The sequence below is a fragment of the Bacillus sp. 5w2 genome, from assembly GCF_054353775.1.
Map to the genome: position 1 here is coordinate 22,060 of NZ_JBTIWT010000001.1, position 20,584 is coordinate 42,643.

The 20,584-nt window shown below is 33.6% G+C and carries 17 protein-coding genes; 3 read left to right on the top strand and 14 right to left on the bottom strand.

Annotation, left to right across the window (positions count from 1 at the left end):
• Window positions 1-32: 32 nt before the first annotated feature.
• The 13 genes from ACXY7N_RS00140 to ACXY7N_RS00200 form a co-directional block, all read right to left on the bottom strand.
• Window positions 33-1,973, bottom strand: a complete 1,941-nt coding sequence (locus ACXY7N_RS00140; protein WP_353811313.1) for an AMP-binding protein — start codon at window positions 1,971-1,973, stop codon at window positions 33-35.
• A gap of 48 nt (window positions 1,974-2,021) precedes the next feature.
• Window positions 2,022-3,563 (bottom strand): acyl-CoA carboxylase subunit beta, encoded by a 1,542-nt coding sequence (locus ACXY7N_RS00145; protein ID WP_016134526.1) that lies wholly within the window; start codon window positions 3,561-3,563, stop codon window positions 2,022-2,024.
• A gap of 2 nt (window positions 3,564-3,565) precedes the next feature.
• A complete protein-coding gene (locus ACXY7N_RS00150; protein ID WP_353811314.1) occupies window positions 3,566-4,354 on the bottom strand; it encodes an enoyl-CoA hydratase in 789 nt (262 codons plus the stop codon).
• A gap of 4 nt (window positions 4,355-4,358) precedes the next feature.
• Window positions 4,359-5,270 carry a hydroxymethylglutaryl-CoA lyase gene (gene mvaB / locus ACXY7N_RS00155; protein ID WP_016087805.1) on the bottom strand — a complete coding sequence of 304 codons (912 nt, stop codon included), beginning with the start codon at window positions 5,268-5,270 and terminating at the stop codon, window positions 4,359-4,361.
• A 21-nt stretch (window positions 5,271-5,291) separates the two neighbouring features.
• Entirely contained in the window at window positions 5,292-5,507 is a 216-nt protein-coding gene (locus tag ACXY7N_RS00160) for an acetyl-CoA carboxylase biotin carboxyl carrier protein subunit (protein WP_001985297.1), read from the bottom strand.
• A 26-nt stretch (window positions 5,508-5,533) separates the two neighbouring features.
• Window positions 5,534-6,871 (bottom strand): acetyl-CoA carboxylase biotin carboxylase subunit, encoded by a 1,338-nt coding sequence (locus ACXY7N_RS00165; RefSeq protein ID WP_016087806.1) that lies wholly within the window; start codon window positions 6,869-6,871, stop codon window positions 5,534-5,536.
• Window positions 6,872-6,886: 15 nt separating this feature from the next.
• Window positions 6,887-8,032 (bottom strand): acyl-CoA dehydrogenase, encoded by a 1,146-nt coding sequence (locus ACXY7N_RS00170; RefSeq protein ID WP_016087807.1) that lies wholly within the window; start codon window positions 8,030-8,032, stop codon window positions 6,887-6,889.
• 215 nt (window positions 8,033-8,247) lie between these two features.
• The gene (locus tag ACXY7N_RS00175; protein ID WP_016087808.1) at window positions 8,248-9,216 is read right to left on the bottom strand and encodes a YbgA family protein; all 969 of its coding nucleotides are present in this window, start codon (window positions 9,214-9,216) and stop codon (window positions 8,248-8,250) included.
• Between the two features lie 4 nt (window positions 9,217-9,220).
• Complete coding sequence (locus ACXY7N_RS00180; protein ID WP_064469782.1) at window positions 9,221-9,874, bottom strand: TetR/AcrR family transcriptional regulator; 654 nt, start codon at window positions 9,872-9,874, stop codon at window positions 9,221-9,223.
• A 24-nt stretch (window positions 9,875-9,898) separates the two neighbouring features.
• The gene (locus tag ACXY7N_RS00185; RefSeq protein ID WP_016134523.1) at window positions 9,899-10,918 is read right to left on the bottom strand and encodes an ABC transporter permease; all 1,020 of its coding nucleotides are present in this window, start codon (window positions 10,916-10,918) and stop codon (window positions 9,899-9,901) included.
• Complete coding sequence (locus ACXY7N_RS00190; protein WP_016087811.1) at window positions 10,915-11,640, bottom strand: ABC transporter ATP-binding protein; 726 nt, start codon at window positions 11,638-11,640, stop codon at window positions 10,915-10,917. The genes ACXY7N_RS00185 and ACXY7N_RS00190 overlap by 4 nt, the downstream gene beginning before the upstream one ends.
• Window positions 11,641-11,825: 185 nt before the next feature.
• A complete protein-coding gene (locus ACXY7N_RS00195) occupies window positions 11,826-12,077 on the bottom strand; it encodes a hypothetical protein (RefSeq protein ID WP_000548621.1) in 252 nt (83 codons plus the stop codon).
• A 240-nt stretch (window positions 12,078-12,317) separates the two neighbouring features.
• Complete coding sequence (locus tag ACXY7N_RS00200; protein ID WP_016134522.1) at window positions 12,318-13,160, bottom strand: metallophosphoesterase; 843 nt, start codon at window positions 13,158-13,160, stop codon at window positions 12,318-12,320.
• Window positions 13,161-13,817: 657 nt separating this feature from the next.
• On the opposite strand from ACXY7N_RS00200, the gene ACXY7N_RS00205 reads away from it, so the two are divergent.
• Both ACXY7N_RS00205 and ACXY7N_RS00210 read left to right on the top strand, forming a co-directional pair.
• Window positions 13,818-14,387: a hypothetical protein gene (locus tag ACXY7N_RS00205; RefSeq protein ID WP_000782799.1), complete on the top strand. Its 570-nt coding sequence runs from the start codon at window positions 13,818-13,820 to the stop codon at window positions 14,385-14,387.
• A gap of 407 nt (window positions 14,388-14,794) precedes the next feature.
• The gene (locus ACXY7N_RS00210; protein WP_016134521.1) at window positions 14,795-16,210 is read left to right on the top strand and encodes a phosphatidylinositol-specific phospholipase C; all 1,416 of its coding nucleotides are present in this window, start codon (window positions 14,795-14,797) and stop codon (window positions 16,208-16,210) included.
• A gap of 175 nt (window positions 16,211-16,385) precedes the next feature.
• Here the strand turns inward: ACXY7N_RS00210 and ACXY7N_RS00215 are convergent, their stop codons facing one another.
• Window positions 16,386-17,762, bottom strand: coding sequence for a lytic polysaccharide monooxygenase (locus tag ACXY7N_RS00215; RefSeq protein WP_353811316.1), 1,377 nt, complete (start codon window positions 17,760-17,762; stop codon window positions 16,386-16,388).
• Window positions 17,763-19,088: 1,326 nt separating this feature from the next.
• Here ACXY7N_RS00215 and ACXY7N_RS00220 point away from each other — a divergent pair.
• Window positions 19,089-20,132, top strand: a complete 1,044-nt coding sequence (locus ACXY7N_RS00220) for a Fic family protein (RefSeq protein WP_016087816.1) — start codon at window positions 19,089-19,091, stop codon at window positions 20,130-20,132.
• Window positions 20,133-20,584 lie beyond the last annotated feature (452 nt).

Genomic DNA, 20,584 nt, shown 5'->3' on the forward strand with positions numbered 1-20,584 from the left:
GAGCTCTATTTACATAGAGCTCATTCGTAATTTTATAGTTTGCTAGACTGTAACCCCTGAATAACCGGAACTATTTCAGGATTTACAAGTGATGATAAATCCCCTAATTCTTTTCCTAAGTAAGCAGCTTTAATGACGCGTCGCATTACTTTAGAATTACGTGTTTTTGGTAAATCTTCTACAACGTGAATATCTTTTGGACACAATGCTTTTCCGATATGAGAGTTTACTAAACTCATTAATTCTTTCTTTAACTCTCCTGTGAATGTTACATTGTCCCTTAATACTACAAAACAATGACAAACTTCACCTTTTACATCATCAGGTACACCAATCGCGGCAGCTTCTATGACATCATTATGCTTCACAAGAATAGATTCATATTCTGCAGGTCCAATACGTTTTCCAGCAATGTTTAACGTATCATCTGAGCGTCCTGTAATAATATATTGCTCACCATCATAAATCACCCAGTCACCATGAACCCATTTATTTTCAAAACGTGACCAATATGTGTTCACATAGCGTTCATCGTCTTCCCAGAAGCTTTTCGTCATACCAACCCAAGGTTTCTCTAAACATAATTCTCCAACTTCATCACGAATTGGATTACCTTGATCATCGAGCACAACCGCTGCCATTCCTGGTAAAGAAGCGTTAAAGCTAATCGGTGCAATTGGTTTAATAAGGACGTTTCCGAAAATTCCACCAGAAATTTCAGTACCGCCTGAATAGTTACAAATTGGTACATTACTTTTTCCAACTGTTTCAAATAGCCACATCCAAGGATCTGGATTCCAAGGTTCACCTGTTGAGGCGAATACTTCTAAACTCTTAAGCGAATGTTTATTTACATACTCATCACCTTTTGCCATTAACGCACGAATTAAAGTTGGTGATATACCGAGATGTGTAATTTCATATTTATCAACTGTCTCCCATAAACGATCTGCCTCTGGAAAGTCAGGAACACCTTCGTACATGACCATCGTTGCTCCATTTATGAGAGAGCCGAATAGTAGAAATGGTCCCATCATCCATCCCATATCAGTTACCCATAATACGCGGTCACCTTGTTTGATATTCATTCCAAATCCTGCATCAAATGCAGCTTTCAAAGGGAAACCAGCATGTGTATGTACTGTTCCTTTCGGTTTCCCAGTTGTACCTGATGTGTAAATGAGCATTAACGGATCATCACTATGCATTTCTTCAGCATGTGTAAATGGTTTTTCTTTTTCTAGCGTACTCCATGAGAAATCGTAATGATGCGGTGTAAAATCATTTCCTGCATGACGAACGATAACAACTTTTTCAACAGTTGGACAATGCTCACAAGCTTTATCTACTTCATCTTTTAATGAAACAATTTTACCGCGGCGTGAAAAACCATCTGCAGTAATGATCATTTTTGATCCTGCCGCTTGCACGCGAGTCATGACTGCATCAGACGCAAATCCTGAGAAAATTGGTGAAATAATTGCTCCGATTTTCATAACAGCTAGCATCGCAACAACTGTTTCTGGAATCATCGGCATATAAATTGTTACACGGTCACCTTTTTCAATACCCGCATGTCTCAAACCGTTTGCAACGCGACTTACCCAGCTGTCAAGTTCTTCATATGTAAATGATTTTGAAGTTCCATTTTCCCCTTCATACTGAAGTGCTGGTTGCGTTCTTGTTTCATCATCTGCAAGCCAGCGTGATAAAACCGATTCTACAACGTTACATGTTCCGCCATTATACCACTGTGCAAACGGCGTACCATTTTCTAAATCTAGCACTTCTGTATAAGGTTTCATCCATTGATAGCCAACCGCTTTCTCAGCTTCTCCCCAAAACCAAGCTGTTTCTTCAATAGATTTATTATAAAACGTTTCATAATCTTCATAGCCCAATGATTTCATCCAACCATATAAACGCGTTTTTTCTTTATACTCTTCTGTTGGAAACCAAACTGCTTGTTTCAATGTTTTCCCCTCCTTGACTTTTGAGCAAGAAAGCCCTAAATAGGGCTTTTAAACTGGATAAACTGGATGTTTACGATCCGTAAATACTTGATATTTACTCATATACATTTCGAATCGTCCTTTTAACTCTTCTCGTAAATTGTTTGGATGAACAATACCATCAATGACCATCTCTGATGCTAAATGGTAAATATCAATATCTTTCTTATACTCTTCGCGCTTTTCAGCAATGAAGCTATCACGCTCTTCTTCTGGTAAAGCTGCAATCTTATTTGCATATACAGCATTGACCGCGGCTTCTGGACCCATTACCGCAATAGAAGCTGTCGGTAATGCTAGGCAGCAATCTGGTTCAAAAGCTGGACCTGCCATCGCATATAAACCAGCACCATATGCTTTACGAACAACGATAGAAATTTTCGGTACAGTTGCTTCACTCATTGCAGAAATCATTTTTGCACCGTGGCGAATAATACCAGCACGCTCTACTTTTGTACCAATCATAAATCCAGGTACATCTGCAAGGAATAATAATGGAATATGATATGCATCGCATAAATTAATAAATTTCGCTGCTTTATCAGCTGAATCGTGGAATAATACGCCGCCTTTCATACGCGGTTGATTTGCAATAATACCAACTGGCTTACCATCAATACGTGCTAAACCTGTAATGAGTTCTTGAGCAAATAGTTTTTTCACTTCATAGAAAGAACCTTCATCAATAACTCTATTAATGAGATCTTTCATATTGAAAGGAGCATTTTGATTTTCTGGAATGATTTGTTCTAACGTTTTATCGAATTGTTTCGGTTCTTGAGGTGTAACCAATGGAGTCTTTTCTAAGTAGTTGTTTGGAAAATATGAAATGTATTGTCTTGCTTGTGTAATCGCATCTTCTTCGGTCTTACATAAAACATCTCCACATCCTGATACAGAGCAATGCATACGTGCTCCGCCCATTTCTTCTAAGGTTACCTTCTCGCCGATAACCATCTCAGCCATACGAGGAGACCCTAAATACATAGATGCATTTCCTTCCACCATCATAACAACATCACAAAAGGCTGGAATATATGCGCCACCAGCTGCAGAAGGTCCAAATAATAAGCATACTTGCGGAACTTTACCTGATAATTTCACTTGATTATAGAAAATTCTTCCTGCACCACGGCGCCCTGGGAACATTTCAACTTGATCAGTAATACGTGCTCCAGCAGAGTCAACTAAATAAAATAACGGAACACGTAATTTTTCTGCCGTTTCTTGAATACGTAAAATCTTTTCAACTGTACGCGCGCCCCATGATCCAGCTTTTACAGTTGAATCATTTGCCATCACGCATGCCGTACGACCATGTATTTTACCCGTTGCCGTTATAACACCATCAGCAGGTAATCCAGTTTGTTCACAGTTTGCAAATAATGCATCTTCTACATATTCACCATTATCAAATAAAAGCGCTAAACGATCTCGAACGAATAGTTTTCCCTTTTCTTTGTTTTGTTCATGATATTTTGGTGCGCCGCCTTGTTTAATCGTTTCAACTCGTTCTTCAAATGTATTCGATTGTTGTTTTTGGTCTAACATATTTACTCCCCCTTATACATTGGTGTGCGTTTTTCCTTGAATGCTTGTAATCCTTCTAATCTATCTTTCGTATGGATTACACCTTCATACGCTTGTTTTTCCATTTGTAATCCGGTATGTAAATCAACTTGAATACCGTTTGAAATTGCTTCTTTTGCTAATCGAACAGCAATAGGACCATTACTAGCAATTTTCTCTGCTATTTCAATTGCTTTCTCTTCAAGTAAATGAGCTGGTACAACAAATTCTACTAAACCATATTCTTTTGCTTCTTGCGCCGAAATACGTCTTCCTGTATAAATTAATTCCTTCGCTCTACCAACACCAATTAATCTTGGCAAACGCTGCGTACCACCTGCTCCTGGTATAATTGCAAGTGTAGTTTCAGTAAGACCAAGACTTGCAGATTCAGCCGCAATTCTAAAATCACAAGCTAAACTTAATTCCGTACCACCACCAAGTGCGATTCCATTTATAGCAGCGATAACTGGCTGTGGTAATTGTTCAACCATTTCCATAGTGATGCGAATCATACTAACAGCATGACGAACTTGTTCTTCATTCATGCCAGCGCGTTCTTTTAAATCAGCACCAGCACAAAATGCTTTTTCACCAGCACCTGTTAGAATAACTACTCTAGTATTTGACTCTTCACTTATTTGAGTTAATATGTTTTGTAACTCTTCTAATAACGTTAAAGATAATGAGTTTGCTTGTCTTTCACGATTTAATGAAATCTTTACAACGTGAGGTGTTACATAATCAACTGAAATGTTTTGTAATTGTAGCATCTTCTCACCTACTTATCGTTTTATGTTGAAGCGCTCTATACACATGACTTGGTAATTGGATATTTAACTTACTTTGAATAAATTGACTCGCTCTCAATAACTTCTCTTCATCAATATTCGTTTGGACCCCTAACTTATGGAGCATATAAACTAAGTCATCAGTTGCAACATTACCTGATGCTCCAGGTGCATATGGACAACCCCCAAGGCCACCACAAGAACTATCAAATGTTGTAATACCGTATTCTAAAGACTTAACTACATTCGCCAGAGCCATACCGTACGTATTATGGAAATGCATTGCAAACTGCGAAGCATCGTATTTCTTTAATAAATGTTCTAATACTCGCTCTACTTGTAGTGGATTCGCTACACCGATTGTGTCACCAAGCGAGACTTCATAAATGCCGTATGAAAATAGTTGATTACATAATTCGTCAACTGCTGCGGTACTTATATCCCCTTCATAAGGACATCCAAATACAGTAGAAACATAGCCTCTTACCTTTTTCCCTTCGAATAATGCCTGTTTTGTTATATCTTCAATTACAACTAATGCTTCTTTAATTGATTTATTAATATTACTTTTATTATGAGATTCACTTGCTGATAAAAAAACATTCACCTCATCTACATTTTGCAAAAAAGCTCGTTCCAAACCATTTTGATTTGGAACAAGCGCTGCATATGTAACATTTGGATCCCTTTTTAGCTCAGAAAACACATCATTTGCATCTGCTAATGCAGGGACCCATTTAGGGTGAACGAATGAGGAAACTTCAACGTACGATAATCCCGCCTCTGTAAGTAGTTGAATCCATTTTACTTTATCTTTTGTGCCAACAATCTTTTTTTCATTTTGTAAGCCATCGCGTGGCCCGACTTCTTTAATGACAGCAAAATTAGGTAGTTTCAATTCGCTTCCCCCTATATCTCCCTATTCAATTTCTAGTAATACATCTCCTTCATTTACAAAATCGCCTTCTTGCACATTAATTTTCATAACTGTGCCAGCTTCTTCTGAAACGATTGGAATTTCCATTTTCATAGATTCCAAAATGACGACATCCTGCTCTTCCTCTACTGTATCTCCTACTCCTACAACAATCTTCCATACATTTCCTGCCATCGATGCATATACTTTCGTCATCATTTTTTCCCCCTTAATATTTTTAAATCTTATTTTTTAACAAGTTGTTTCGTTACAAAACCTGTTGTATAAATACCACTTTTGAACACATCGTCTTCCAATACTTGAATTAGCATTGGTGTGTTCGTTTTAATGCCTTCTACTTTTAACTCTTCTAAAGCATCATGTAATTTCGAAATTGCTTCTTCACGAGTTTCACCATGAGCAATAACTTTCGCAATCATTGGATCGTAGAAAGGTGTAATCGTTACTTGATTCTCCAAAAAGTGATCAATACGTACATTTTTTGGAAGCGTTAAATCTGTAATTTTCCCAGGTGATGGGAAGAAAGTTTTCGGATCTTCTGCATAAATACGTGCCTCAATGGCATGACCACTACGTTTTACATCATCTTGTGTAAACGATAATTTCTCACCATATGCAATTAGAAGTTGTTGTTCTACAAGATCTAAACCAGTAATTTCTTCTGTAACTGGATGCTCTACTTGTAATCTCGTATTCATCTCTAAGAAATAGAAGTTCTTCTGATCATCTACAAGAAACTCAACTGTACCTGCATTTGTATAACCTAGAGCTTTGGCAGCTTGTACAGCAACTTCACCCATCGCTTTTCGCGTACCTTCATCTAAAAATGGTGAAGGTGCTTCTTCAATTACTTTCTGATTTCGGCGCTGCACTGAACATTCACGCTCCCATAAATACACTGTGTTACCATGTGTATCTGCTAAAAGCTGAATTTCAATATGATGTGCATCTGCAATATAGCGCTCTAGGTACATTTCTCCGTTACCGAAGAAGTTTTGTGCTCTTGTTTTGTTACTTTCAAATGCTTTGGTGAGCGTTTGCTCAGTTTCCATCAACTGCATTCCAATGCCTCCGCCGCCTGCGGATGCCTTCAGCATTAATGGATAACCAATTTGTTTCGCAATTTCAATTGCTTCTTCAGCAGTTTCAATATTTGTAGTAATACCTGGAACTACTGGGACATCTGCAGCTTGCATCGCGATACGTGATTCGATTTTACTTCCCATCTTCGTAATGATTTCTTCTGAAGGACCGATAAATACGATTCCTTCTTCTCTACAGCGAACCGGAAAAGATGGATTCTCTGATAATAATCCATATCCAGGATGGATTGCTTCAGCATTTGTCTTTTTAGCTATTTCAATAATTTTTTCAAGGTTTAAATAGCTTTCTTGGACACGTGGCCCACCTACTAAGTAAGCTTCATTTGCCATCTTTACATGAAGTGCATTTTCATCTGCTTCAGAATAAATAGCAACTGTGCGAATACCAAGTTTTTGACAAGTTTTCATAATACGAACTGCGATTTCTCCGCGATTTGCAATTAATATTTTTTGAAACATAGTGATTCCTCCTTTTTATCTACATCCTAAATGTCTTGCAATTACGAGACGTTGAATTTCAGAAGTTCCTTCACCAATTTCTAATAATTTTGCATCACGAATATGTCGTTCTACTTCATATTCACGCATATAGCCGTATCCACCGTGAATTTGTACCGCTTGATTTGCAATACGACTAGCAGCCTCAGATGCGAAAAGTTTTGCCATAGCCGCTTCTTTACCGAAAGGTTTATCGTTATCTTTTAACCAAGCTGCTTTATGTACTAAATTACGTGCTAGCTCTACTTCAGTCGCCATATCAGCTAATTTAAATTGAATCGCTTGGAAATTAGAAATTGACTTTCCAAATTGTTGACGTTCTTTCGCATATTGCAGTGCACGTTCAAATGCAGATTGCGCAATACCAACAGCTAATGCTGCGATTGAAATACGTCCTCCATCAAGTGTATATAAGAATTGTTTAAATCCTTTATTTACATCACCAAGAATATTTTCTTTCGGTACACGTACACTATCAAGTACGATTTCACACGTATTAGAAGCACGAACACCCATCTTATCGTAAGGACTTGAGATTGTTAATCCTTCGCTTGTAGTCGGTACAATAAATGCCGAAATGCGTTTTCTACCATTGTCTTCAACACCGTTGACAGCGGTTACAATAATTGTATTTGCATACTCTGCATTTGTAATCCAACACTTCTCACCACTAATAACATACTCGTCTCCATCTAATACAGCTTTCGTTTGTGTACCACCTGCATCAGATCCAGCGTTCGGCTCAGTTAATCCGAAAGCACCTAAAGTTTTACCTGATGCCATTGGAACTAAATATTTCTGTTTTTGTTCTTCTGTACCGAAATAATAAATTGGAGAAGCACCTAATGAAATTGTTGCAGCGTAACTTAATCCTGTCCCACCACAAGCACGACCAATTTCTTCAACTGCTAACGCGTACGATACAGTATCGCCACCTGAACCTCCATACTCTTCAGGGAATGGGATTCCTAATAATCCTAGTTCGCCCATTTTTTGAAATGTTTCATATGGAAATTCCGCAGTTTTGTCATAATATACAGCTTTCGGTGCGATTTCCTTTTCAGCAAAGTCACGTACCATTTCTTTAATCATTTGTTTTTCGCGAGTTAGAGTAAATTCCATTCCGCTACACACCCCTTATCGAATATTGAGTTTCGACAGCGTGCGAGTTTCTACTACAAACATTACTACATAAAGACAAGAATATTAGTTAGATAATTGTTATAATTCTGTCATAATCTAATTTTAAAACAGATTCTGTACTAATGCACAAAAAAATTCCTACATTGTTCTACAACAACATAGGAGTTTTCTTGTCGAATTATGTAATTTAATGTTTAATAATCTCTACCTTTTCCCGAATCTGAAATCTCAACTAAAGATTCAGGGTATGGTTCGAAATATGTTTGTCTTAATAAATACTTTTCATCAAATCGAAGAGCCCACGATTTTAAAATTGCAAGTAAGCTACTGAGCGGGACTTTCTTTTCTATATATTTTTGTATCAAATCTAAAAAATGATCTTTTTCTTGTTTTTTCAGCTTAGTTTTAAAATATCCAAAAATATGCTCACATACATTTACATTCGATGTATAGCGGGGTGTGCGCATAAATAATTCATATAAAGTCTTCTCATAGTTTTCAAATACCACTTCAATCGTTTCATTTTTTTGATTTGCAATAATACGCCCTAATTCCTTTTGTTTTACCTGATTATATGCCATAAATAAATATTTATTGTCCGACTGAAACGATACAAGGTCTTTCATATTTTTATTATGTTTAATCCCTTTGTAATATGCGATTGTAAATAACCTTGTAAAGAAATGTTCTCTAATAATAAAATTCGACAATCTACCTTCTTCTTCAATTGGAAGATGCGAAAATTTTTTTATTACTGCTCCGCCAAATAATCCAGATCCCTTTCCTTTTGCTGGCGCTTTTTCAAAACCAGAATAAATTTTCACATCACGTGTACCACAACTTGGCGAACGATTCTTTAAAATAAAACCATCCACATCGGATATCGTTTGTAAAAAGTCATTTGAAAACTGCTCCATTTTTTTAGTTACATCTTCACGCGTCGACGGTTGCACAAGTCTATTTACGCCATTTTCTTCTACTATTCGTATCGTTTCGCGAGGAATGCCTAAACCAATTTCTACTTCTGGACAAACCGGGATAAACGTAACAAATGGCTGTAAATTTCGTATTGTTAAATCTGGAATCATCTCTGCATTATAACGACAAGCATCAAATTCTAAACATTTACTTACAACAATTTTCGGTTTAGCAAATTGGCGCATCATATTACCTCCGTGGTGTTAATCCGTACAATATAAATTGAATCGTATTTTCAATTTCCACTTCATCATCCCATTTTTCTTCAGGCAATAATAAAAATCGTGTTAATAATAAACCTAATACAGCTGATAAAGTAAGTCGTAATATGGAAGATGGTGGCATCTCAATAATTTCACCTTTTTCTTGAAACTTTACAATCAACTTTTTAAAATGTGAAAGTAACTCTGTTTCTACTAAATGTTGTATTTCATTTTTCAGTTCTGGTTGAAATGGCACTTCTTGAATCAATATTTTTATCATTGGAAAATGCTTTTTTGCAAATTCAAATCTATTATGAATAACAACTCTCAGAAGCCCTTCATATGATTCATACTCTGATTTAAATATTTCCTTTGCGAAGGCTTGTACGAAAAATGGTGCAGCAAACTTTGTTAATGTCGGCATGACGACTGCTAACAATAAATCTTTTTTCGTTTTATAGTAGCGGAAGATTGTTCCTTCCGCTACACCAGCCCGCTTTGCAATTTCACTTGTTGAAGTTGAAGCATAACCCTTTTCACCAAACATATCAACAGCTGCCTCTAATATACGCATTTGACGTTCATTTCGTTTATCCGTATTTGTTGCTGCAATTAATTCTTCCAGCCAATCCTTCTTCATCTATAATGCCCCTTTATATCATCATTATATTTTTCGATGTTTCTTTAATGCAAATACATTCCCTACTGCAAATAATAGAGAAAAAAGTAGTAATACAGTTAAATCTAATGCAATCTCTGTAAATCCTTGATTTCGAATCATCACTTGTCTCATCGCGTCAGCGCCATATGTGAGCGGAAATAATTTCCCTAACATTTGGAGCCACTTATTCATAGATTCAATTGGAAACAAACCAGAAAAGAAAATTTGTGGCACAATGACAAGCGGTATAAACTGGATCATTTGAAATTCATTATTTGCGTATGCGGATAAAAACGTCCCTAAAGTTAAAGCGGTTAAAGAAAGCATACATGTAATAAGTAGCGTTAGCCAAATGGAGCCAGCTACATACAAGTCTAAAATATAAACTGAAAAACTTACGATAATAATGGATTGTATGAATGCAAAGATTCCAAAACCAATAATATATCCTACAACTATTTCCCATCTTCTTACCGGCGTCGATAGTAACCTTTCTAAAGTACCACTTAAACGTTCTCTTACAAAAGACACCCCTGATAAAATGAATACAAAGAAAAATGTAAAGAAACCAATTAATACGGGACCAAGCCCATCAAACATTGTAAAGTCTTTAGAGCCATGTAAATAATTCACTTCAGGTTTCATAATCGATACGTCGTTCTTCTCTGTACTTTTTTGTAATATGTGGAGCACAGCACGATTTTTTGACGAATCACTACCCTCTAATACAATTTTCATTTTTCCATTTTCTAAACGAATTACTGCATCTACCTTTTGATTTTCTAACTCAGACATTGCCTTTTCTTTACTATATTCATAAATTGATGCTTCCTGATTTTTCATCACTTTTACAATTGGAGCGGGCATATCAACAATAGCAATATGCGGTACATAGTCTTTTTGTGTAAACACTAGCGACAATAACCAAAGTAATAACATAGGTGCTCCAAACATCATGGCTAACGAACGCTTATCTCGAAAAAATTGGCGAATAATACGAATGATTACACCAGTAACTCTCATGATGGGGCCACCTCTTCCATCAAAAAGACATCTTCAATCCGTCCTGATGATACCCGCTTTTTCAATCCTTCAGGTGTTCCAGTCGCAACTAGCTTTCCTTCTCTAATCAATCCTAGACGCTCACAAAACTCAGCTTCATCCATAATGTGTGTCGTTACAATTATAGTTGTGCCTTTCTTTTTCAAATCATAAAATTTTTCCCAGATCGTTTTTCTAAGAAGTGGATCTATCCCAACTGTTGGCTCATCTAAAATTAATATTTCAGGTTCATGAAGGAGTGCTATCGCTAATGATAAGCGCTTCTTCATCCCGCCTGAAAAATGCTGTACTTGCTTTCTCATATGTTGTGATAATTGTACTAGGTCAAAAACCTCTTCAATTCTTTCCTTTTTATGTTTTCCCTTTACTCCATACATCGTTGCCATAAAATCTGCATTTTCATATGCTGATAGTTCTTCATATAATGCATCAGCCTGAGCCATATAACCAATTCTTTTCATTTCATTTAAATTAGGCATGTTCGTGTTGTAAACAAGCACTTCACCTTCCGTTGCCTCATTAATACCTGCAATCAATTTTATAAGAGTCGTTTTCCCTGAACCTGAAGGCCCAACTAAACCAAATATTTCTGCTTTTTCAACTTGCAATGAAAGATTGTGTAAAACTTCTTTTTTCCCAAAGCTTTTTGATACAGTCCGTAAAACAATGGCAGGTTGCTGCACGTATTCTTCCCCCTTTTTAAAAATGAGTGAGTACTCACTTTTATTTTACTCTTGGGTAATTATATGTCAAACCTCATTGATTAGTATGTATTTTTCATCAATAATTTTAAACAATGAAACAGAGTCGACATTAGAATATCATTTCTTAAAGTCGACTCTGTTTCATTTAAATTATATATTTCATTTTACGTTTTTAAGTTCATATATTTCCTAATTCTAGCAACATCTAAAGAATATTCGATAACTAATTGCTGTAACGGTAAAATAACTGTGTCAGGATATAAATGTGCATATTGTAATGTTTCTGCGTATTTTTCTAACCTTTTTTCTAAATACTTTATAATTTGATCTGGATGACTTACTAATAAACATTTGCAATAATAATGTATTTGTTCCTCAATCGCCGTATACTCTTCAATTTCATATTCTTTATGCATGTGTACACCCCTTTAAGTTTTTTACATGAATTACTTATCACAAAGTTTTTTACATGAATTACTTATCACACTTTTTACTCGACTAATTTTTAAGTTTTTTGATTATTTACACTATAACAAACTCTTCGGGTCAAAATTTGTTACTTTATGTAACGTAGAAAATTTTTAACAAAATTGTAATGTTAACTAGTATAAATTGCATACGGCCTATTTCTTTTTTCTATACAAAAATCGTACAGTTCAATTTAACTGCACGACTACAAGTTCTGGCCTATTAAAAATTCTTTGCAGAATGATACTATTGCCTAATCCTCTACTCACTACCATAGACGTATTTTGTTTTTCATATAAACCGGCTGTATATGTAGGGAATATACCTTGATTCGGAGCAACTAATCCTCCGATAAATGGTAACCTAAATTGTCCACCATGAGCGTGTCCTGATAAAACTATTTCTATTTGCTCATCAGCATACTCTGTTAAAAATTCAGGCCTATGGGATAGTAATACATTATATGTATCCGGCTGCATTTCAAATTTCGCTTTTATAATTTCATCTTTTACAACATTTCCTTCATCACGGTTTCCAGTAACAAATTCCGGATCATCAATACCAAGTAAATTTATTTTTTGTTCCCCTTTTTGAATACTTACATGTTCATTTCTTAAAATAGTAACATGATGTTTCTTTAATTCTTTCTCTAAATCATTATATTTTCCTGACCATTTTTCATGGTTTCCTGTCACAAAATAGACAGGATACTTCTTTACAAGTTCTCGGATTAGTTCCATACTAACTTCCGGATCGTATGATTTACTGTCAATTAGATCACCCGTAATAGCAATAATATCTGGATTTATGATTTTTACTTTTTGAATTAAAGTTTCTTGACTGTCGCCAAATTTTTTATTATGTAAATCTGAAATTTGTAGAATTTTAAAACCTTTAAAAGAAGAGGGGATTTTATTAGATGTTATTTTAACCTCAGTTATACTAATTAAATTGTTCTGTACATATAAAAAGATACTAAAACTTACTAAAATACCAATAACTAATATGATTCTTTTAGTCTTCTTTTTCATTTTTCCTCCTAAAATCTTGATCAGTACTACAATGCTCAATAAACATTCCGCGCCCTTCGAATTCAGAATAACTGAAACTTTTTAAGTGATTTGAAGTATTTTTCATAGTATTTCTCTAATAAACACTTACTGCTGTTTTCCAATCTCATTCGTATTAACTGCTATAAAGTGTAGCTTTAATATCCTAGGTGACCTGCATAATTGTATGATATCATGCTCATTTTCTAGTGGACTTATAACAAATCACTGGAAGCTCTTCATCATATTATCATTTATCTTACTTAGTTTAATAACGATATAATGATAATTCCTATAGTTTTTTATAAAAAAATTGTGTATTTTTCTCGAAGTATATAATATATTTGCTTACAAATATATTATTACCACTATGATTTTAATTTGTTTAAAACGTACATAGAGAGAATTGAAACACTAAATTACCTTATGAAAAGTCATTATTATGTTATTAGTTGGAAAATTGAAAAAATAAGTGTAGATAGATATCATTGTGAATGAATATATAATTAATTTTAATTTCCTGACATAATTTCACATAATTCTTAAACTAGTTTTTTGCGTGCATTATGAAATAAAATATTGCGCAATGTCAGTTTTTAAAAGATTATATATCAAAACTTTAAGAGAGGAAGAAAAACTATGAAGATGAAAAGAAAAATCATGATGACAACAGCACTTGCAGCTACATTAGCTACAGGTGCACTACCAACTACATCAGTGTTTGCTGCAGAAAAAGAGGCTCCTATCCAACAAAAAGAGGCTCAAATGGGTATTCAACCATTAGCACAAAATAATTTAGAAACAGCTGTTAATGCTGCCTTAAATGGTCCAGAAATCAAAAAAATAAAAGTATTTGAGCATGAATTTAACGTAAAAGAAATAGAAGTAGTAAATCTAGGTGGAGGAAAAAAATATGTTAAGGGACAAATTTCTCATCATTTAAGTTTCCGTCCAGATGATCAATTTTATTATGAGTTTACTGTGCAAGATGGAAAAGTAGTAGATAAGCCTGTATTTAATATTGATAGAGGTGGTTGGACACCATTTGCTGCTCCACTTTTATCAATTCTTGCTGCGTATAATGGAATTCCAGTTAATCCAAATGATTTAAATACACTTGGTCAGCAGATTGGTAAAGTTATAGATGGAAGCTGGGAACATGCAGCCCAATCTATCGCAACTGTAGTTAGTCTAAGTTTTAATGAGTAAAATGTTTTAATTTTTATTAGCATTGTAGGGACCACTTTTCCTAAATAGCCTTGTTATAAGAAATTCCTGAAACAGCTATAAATAGATTTTTACCGCTCACTCACATTATCTTAATTTGTTAACCACCTTATCATTCATAATATGTCACAAAATAGAAGTCTTTTTAAGGCTTCTGTTTTGTTTGTATACAATACAGCAAAAAGCTTATTTTTACCTATCTATGCTTCAATTTTTTAAAAATCCGTTTGGCTATTAGATATAAATTATTACAATAAACTAATAATATCTTAAGTTAGCTCACTACCTCTTTTTAATTACAAAAATTCATTACATTAGGAATAAAAAACAATAAATATAGTAAAAAACCATCTTATTATAGCTATTGTTTAAAAGTCAGGAGAGATATAATGAACAAAATAAAAATGAAAAATTTCTTTAAAATTAGTATCCTCACTTATTTTACACTAGCAATTTTAAGTGCACCATCTACTATTTTAGCTGATAGTCATCCAGGTTATTCTTATGAACCCAATATAGGATATCAGAATCCATCATGGATGTCAGAAGTAGCTGATTCAACAAAATTAAGTGAAATATCTATTCCAGGAACTCATGGTACAATGGCTTTACATGGAGCAAGTTTTCTTGATGAAAATTTGACAAGAAATCAAACTATGAGTCTACCCCAACAATTAAATTCTGGAATTCGATATGTAGATATGCGCGTTAAACGTGTAAAGGATTCTTTTGCAATGTACCATGGCATTGTAAATCAAAAAGCAGTGTTTGAAGATGTATTAAAAGACGCAATTCAATTTTTAAAAGATTATCCGACAGAAACAATTTTAATGCGCTTAAAAGAAGAAACTACACCTGAAAGTGGATCTCCATCATTTGAGGAGATATTTTTAAAATATAAAAACGTTAATGCTTCATATTTTTGGGATCCTAATTCCGTACCAACTATAGACAAAAACAACCCTACTTTAGGAGATATCCGAGGTAAAATTGTAGTCTTACAAAACTTTACATCCTCTCAATTGTACGGTATTGATTACGATAGTTTGAATATACAAGATAAATTTGAAATTGGAAGCGGACCAAACGAAATATATGAAAAATGGAATGCGATAAAAATTCATCTACAAAGTGCAAATACTAACTTTAATAATGGAAAAATATATCTTAACCATTTTAGTGGTACGGGTGGTGCAGCCGCATTTTTAAATAATGTATATCCTTGGTTTGTTGCTAGCGGAAAAGAGAATAGAAATACTGATAGTAACCCTAAGTTAATTCAAACGAATTCCACTAATGCGTGGGGTGATTTTCCCCGCGATAGAAATGGGCAAGTATATTATGGTGGGATGAATACACTTGGGACCGAACTCTTACAACAAGGTGGAATTAAACATTCTGGTATTATCGCAGCTGATTTTCCTGGACCAGGTTTAATTGATAGTATCATTAAATTAAATGGTGTACATTCAAATGAAAAAGAGATATTAATTTCGCAAATTCCATCCGAATCTAGCCCTTTATCCGGACAAAAAAATCGATCCAGTCAAAACTTTAAAATTGATAGTTTACCTGTAGGTACCAAAGAATTAAAATGGGTTATTGAACCTTCAGAAAAAGATCATCCTTCTACTATCTCTTTCAATGTAATGATTGATGTTTCCCTAGGTATCGATTCTATTCGTTGGAAAAATATTTCACATGGATCTAGGACTGAAGCTTACACAAATACTAAATATTATATCGCAAGTCCCATTGGTGCCACTAACAAATTCACTGTGAAAATATACGCTATTACAAATTAGAAAATAAAAAATCCCAATGGAATACCATTGGGATTTTTTATTAATTTCATTTTGTAAACATTAGATGGGGATTAAATGTATTAGTACATCATTTAAACCATTAGAGAATTTATTTTTCGAACACCCTTTATTTTCAAAGAAAAACCCCAAAATGTTAACTACATTTTCCTGATTATCATTTATTCAAAACTGCCTTCCAAAGCGATAGAGCAAAAATCCAATTTGTGTCACCATTGCCTTGATAATCTTGAACTGCTTCATACACTTTTCCCTCATGTACTACTCTATCACCTTTAGTATATGCTTTTCTCGCATCCCATTTTTCATATGTGGAATCCTCTGCCTTTGTTGTTACACTCAAAACATCACTTCTACTAGATTCATTTCCAGCTAAATCAACCGCCGTTACTACATATTTATACGATGTATTAGCCTTCAATTCTTTATCCATAAAGGATGTATTAGCCGTTGTCCCAATTTTACTCATAACTCCAGCGCTTTCTCTATATACAATATAATGGTCTACACCTACATTATCTTCAGACGGACTCCACATCAAATCAACAGTTGTCGCTGTTTTACTCATACTATGTAATCCTTTCGGTTGAGTCGGAGCTTCTGTATCTGGAGTTTCATTTGTTGTCTTAACTTTTAGTTTTTCACTTTCTTTTGATATGTTTCCAGCAGAGTCTAATGCCTTTATTGTATAGGTATATTCCGTATTTGCTTTTAGCTTTTTATCAATAAATGTTGTACCTGGTACCGTATCAATTAATTCTCCATTGCGTAACACTTGATACTCTTTTACACCTATATTATCCGTAGAGGCCTTCCATGTTAGTGTAACACTATTGGCAACAACTTTAGACGCATTTAATCCAGTTGGTTGACTTGGAGCTACTGTATCGGGAGTTTCATTATTTACTAGATTTACATCAATTACATTATAAAACGCATTTGACGTATCTGCTACATCCCATACAGCTAAAATAACATGATAACCATTGCGATTAGTTGGTACATTAATTGTATGTGTTAAATTATTTGATGCGGCCGAACCGTCATGTTTCACAGTTCCAATTGGTTCTAAGTCAGCACGTGTTAATGGCTTATTAGGATCCCACCCCTTTTTTGTAATGTAATAATGCCATTTACTTGTAGAATGTGCAGCTGTATATTTCCATGTAAATGTATTTGCTCCACCCATAATCGTATTTTTAAACCAGCGATTTGATGTTTGTTGGTCAAGAATTCCTCCAAATAGTCCTCCTGCCGAAGCGATTTTCCCATCAATCGGTCCACCATCTGGGAATCCTTTAGGTGCTTCTAGGCTTTGAGGCTCGTACATTATATTTCCACAATTCAAATTCAATGCTCCATAATTCTGACTACATAAAGCAGCACGACTGCTTGGTTTTTCAACAAATCCATGTGCATACGCACTTTGAGGAATCATTGTAATAGCCGTCATCCCTGTAGCTAAAACACAAGCACCAATTCCTTTTTTACTTTTTCTTAATCTTTCAAATTTAGATGTAAATTTCAAATTCATTCTTGTCCCCCCCAATATATTATTGTTATCGCTAATATAATAGCAATATAAAGATAAACGAACAAATTACTAGTAAATATACTAATATCACTCATACATTGTTACATTTATTATTATTTTTAATCTCATATAAAAATAAAATAAATACAATAACTCTATTTTGTAACATTATGTATTAATAGAGGAATGAAAACCTCACTTAATTTCACAAAAAATTCAAATATTAATTTAAGGAATTATACCTTATTTAGAAAAAATACACTTTTAAAGTAAAAAAGTCTGGAAGGAACTGATAATATCAGTTTCTTCCAGACTTCACATTTCTATTATATAACTTGCAAATAAGTCATTTCCAAAGCTAAATTCACACATATTTTCTAAACCTTAAAAAGCACAATAAATAATTTACTTATATTCACATGGTGAATGTACACAAATCCTTTTAATCTTATATTTCTTCCTATAAGATACCATAAGATATCCAACTTAACTTTATAGTACTGGTGAATAGTCATCTTCTACCCTGTAAATCCTTATTTTAAACAAATCATCTAGAGATTGATAATGTAAAAGAAAGGAAATGAAAACCTAATTTATTATTTATTCCATAACGTTTTATCAATTTATTATATTATTTTTACCTAATAAGGTACAGGAAAAAACAAAAAAACTTCAGTGTGCTTGCAATTATTATAAATATAAACGTTTTTAGGGTGAAACGTTTAAAGGGTACTTTACTGAATTGTTATTAACTGCTCCTGTACCTAGTATTTAAATTAACTTATGTCAATATATTTTACAACACAAGTGTTAAACGTTACATATTTCTATATTTAATGATACATTTCATCAATATAGCCCCCTAATCTTTAGGCTAAATATAGAAATTTAGGCTCGTTAGGATTTAATTGTGGAATTCTCATCATTGCAAATGAATTGATTAGGCACATAACTGTCACAAATTAATTACTTATCTATTTTTTCAACTATGAAAATTTTATTACCACTTCAATATTTACTCTTAAACTAAAACACATTTATACCTACAATTAATTTATTATCTTTCAAAAGAGTCGATAGTTTTATATTTTTTATTTTTTTATTGTACATTTGTACATTTGATGTTAGGATTATGCCTATTAAAATTGAATCCTAACGATTCTTCTTTATAATTTCTATATTTTAAATACCAAATAAAAATATAGATTCTGAAACACGATCAAAATCAGAACAAAAATGTCGTTATTTTACAATGATGTCGTGGAATACCTTTAGAATGGAAAGATACATGCAACAACGTGTTAAGGGGTTACAGGGGGAACAAAAATGAGAGACTTTTTTGATGATAAGTATAAAAATATTGAATTAAAAAGGAGGTTAATAAATTTAATAAGTGACATTAGCGAGTTCAAAGGAAAATTAGCTGCTTATCAGGAACAAAACCCTGACATATTTAATAATTTAGAAAAAACTATACCACTACATTACATAAAAAATTTCACAACTATTTATGAAGATGTAAAAGTTCCTAATAAAAGATTAAAAGAGCTTATTTTAGATGATATAGTACCTCAAAATATTTCAGAAGATGCTATTTTTTGTTATTATCAAACACTTTCTTTTGTACATAAAAACTCCTGTACTTTATTAATTAATCCAGCAACTATACAGGAATTGCATTTTCAACTAATACATTACATTACCTCGGACAGTGCCAAATGGCGTGAAAAACCTTTTATTATTCCAGGAATTCCAGAACATGGAATGCACTTGAATAGTTACCGCATTCTTCCGCATGAACTTATTCCACAGTTTATGGAGCAATTATGTGATCAATACAACTCATTAAATACTAGTAAGGGGCTACATTCACTTTTATTAATAGCTCGTTTTATATTAAATTTTTATTGCATAGTCCCTTTCAATCAAGGTAATAACAGGCTGGCATTTATGTTAATGCAATTGCTGTTAATTAAGAGTGGACATACATTTGTAAAATATGTATGTTTGGATAAATATATTAAGAAACATGAATCTGATTATTACAATTCGATTTATAAATCTTCGGTGAATTGGTACTGCGAGGAACATAATAATAGCTTTTGGTTAAAAACGTTTTTAACAATTATATTAGAGGCTTACAAAGATCTTCATAACACAGTTCTAGATTCTATATGTAAACATACTAAAGTTGAGAGAATCCAGGATTTTATACTTAAACAAAAACAACCCTTTACTAAGGAAAGTATTCGTAACACTTATCCAGACATTGCAGAGAGTACCATCAGTAAGGCTTTAAATTCATTGCAATTATTTGGGCATATTAAGCTAGTTTCAAAAGGAAGAAACGCAAAATGGACTAAAGTTTGACTATACTTTTAAAACTCTTACAGTTCAAAAATTCAATGGTAACGTTATCAATAGTTTTCATGACTTTAGGTTCAAATTCATTGAATTTCATTTTAATTTTAGGCTATTATTGCTACTTTAGTTATTTCTAATTCCTACAAAAAATTTATAGGAAAAGGTACGTTTCCCTCCACCTTTTCCTATAAAAATATTATATAAACACAAAAAAGTTGTCGAAAAAAGTCGCATTTTAATATTTTTTCTTTATTTTCTGGTTGTAAACGTTTCATTTTCATGTTACTATCTTAATCAAACAATAGAGGGTTATAAAAATGAAAATATTTCTTTCCCATAGAAACATATAAACGTACGGTAACATCAAGAAAATAAGGCCAAAGAAATATTTGATACCTACCAAAATAATCAATAGGAATTTTGCGCTTTAATATTTCTGTCAATTCAGAAAAAACATT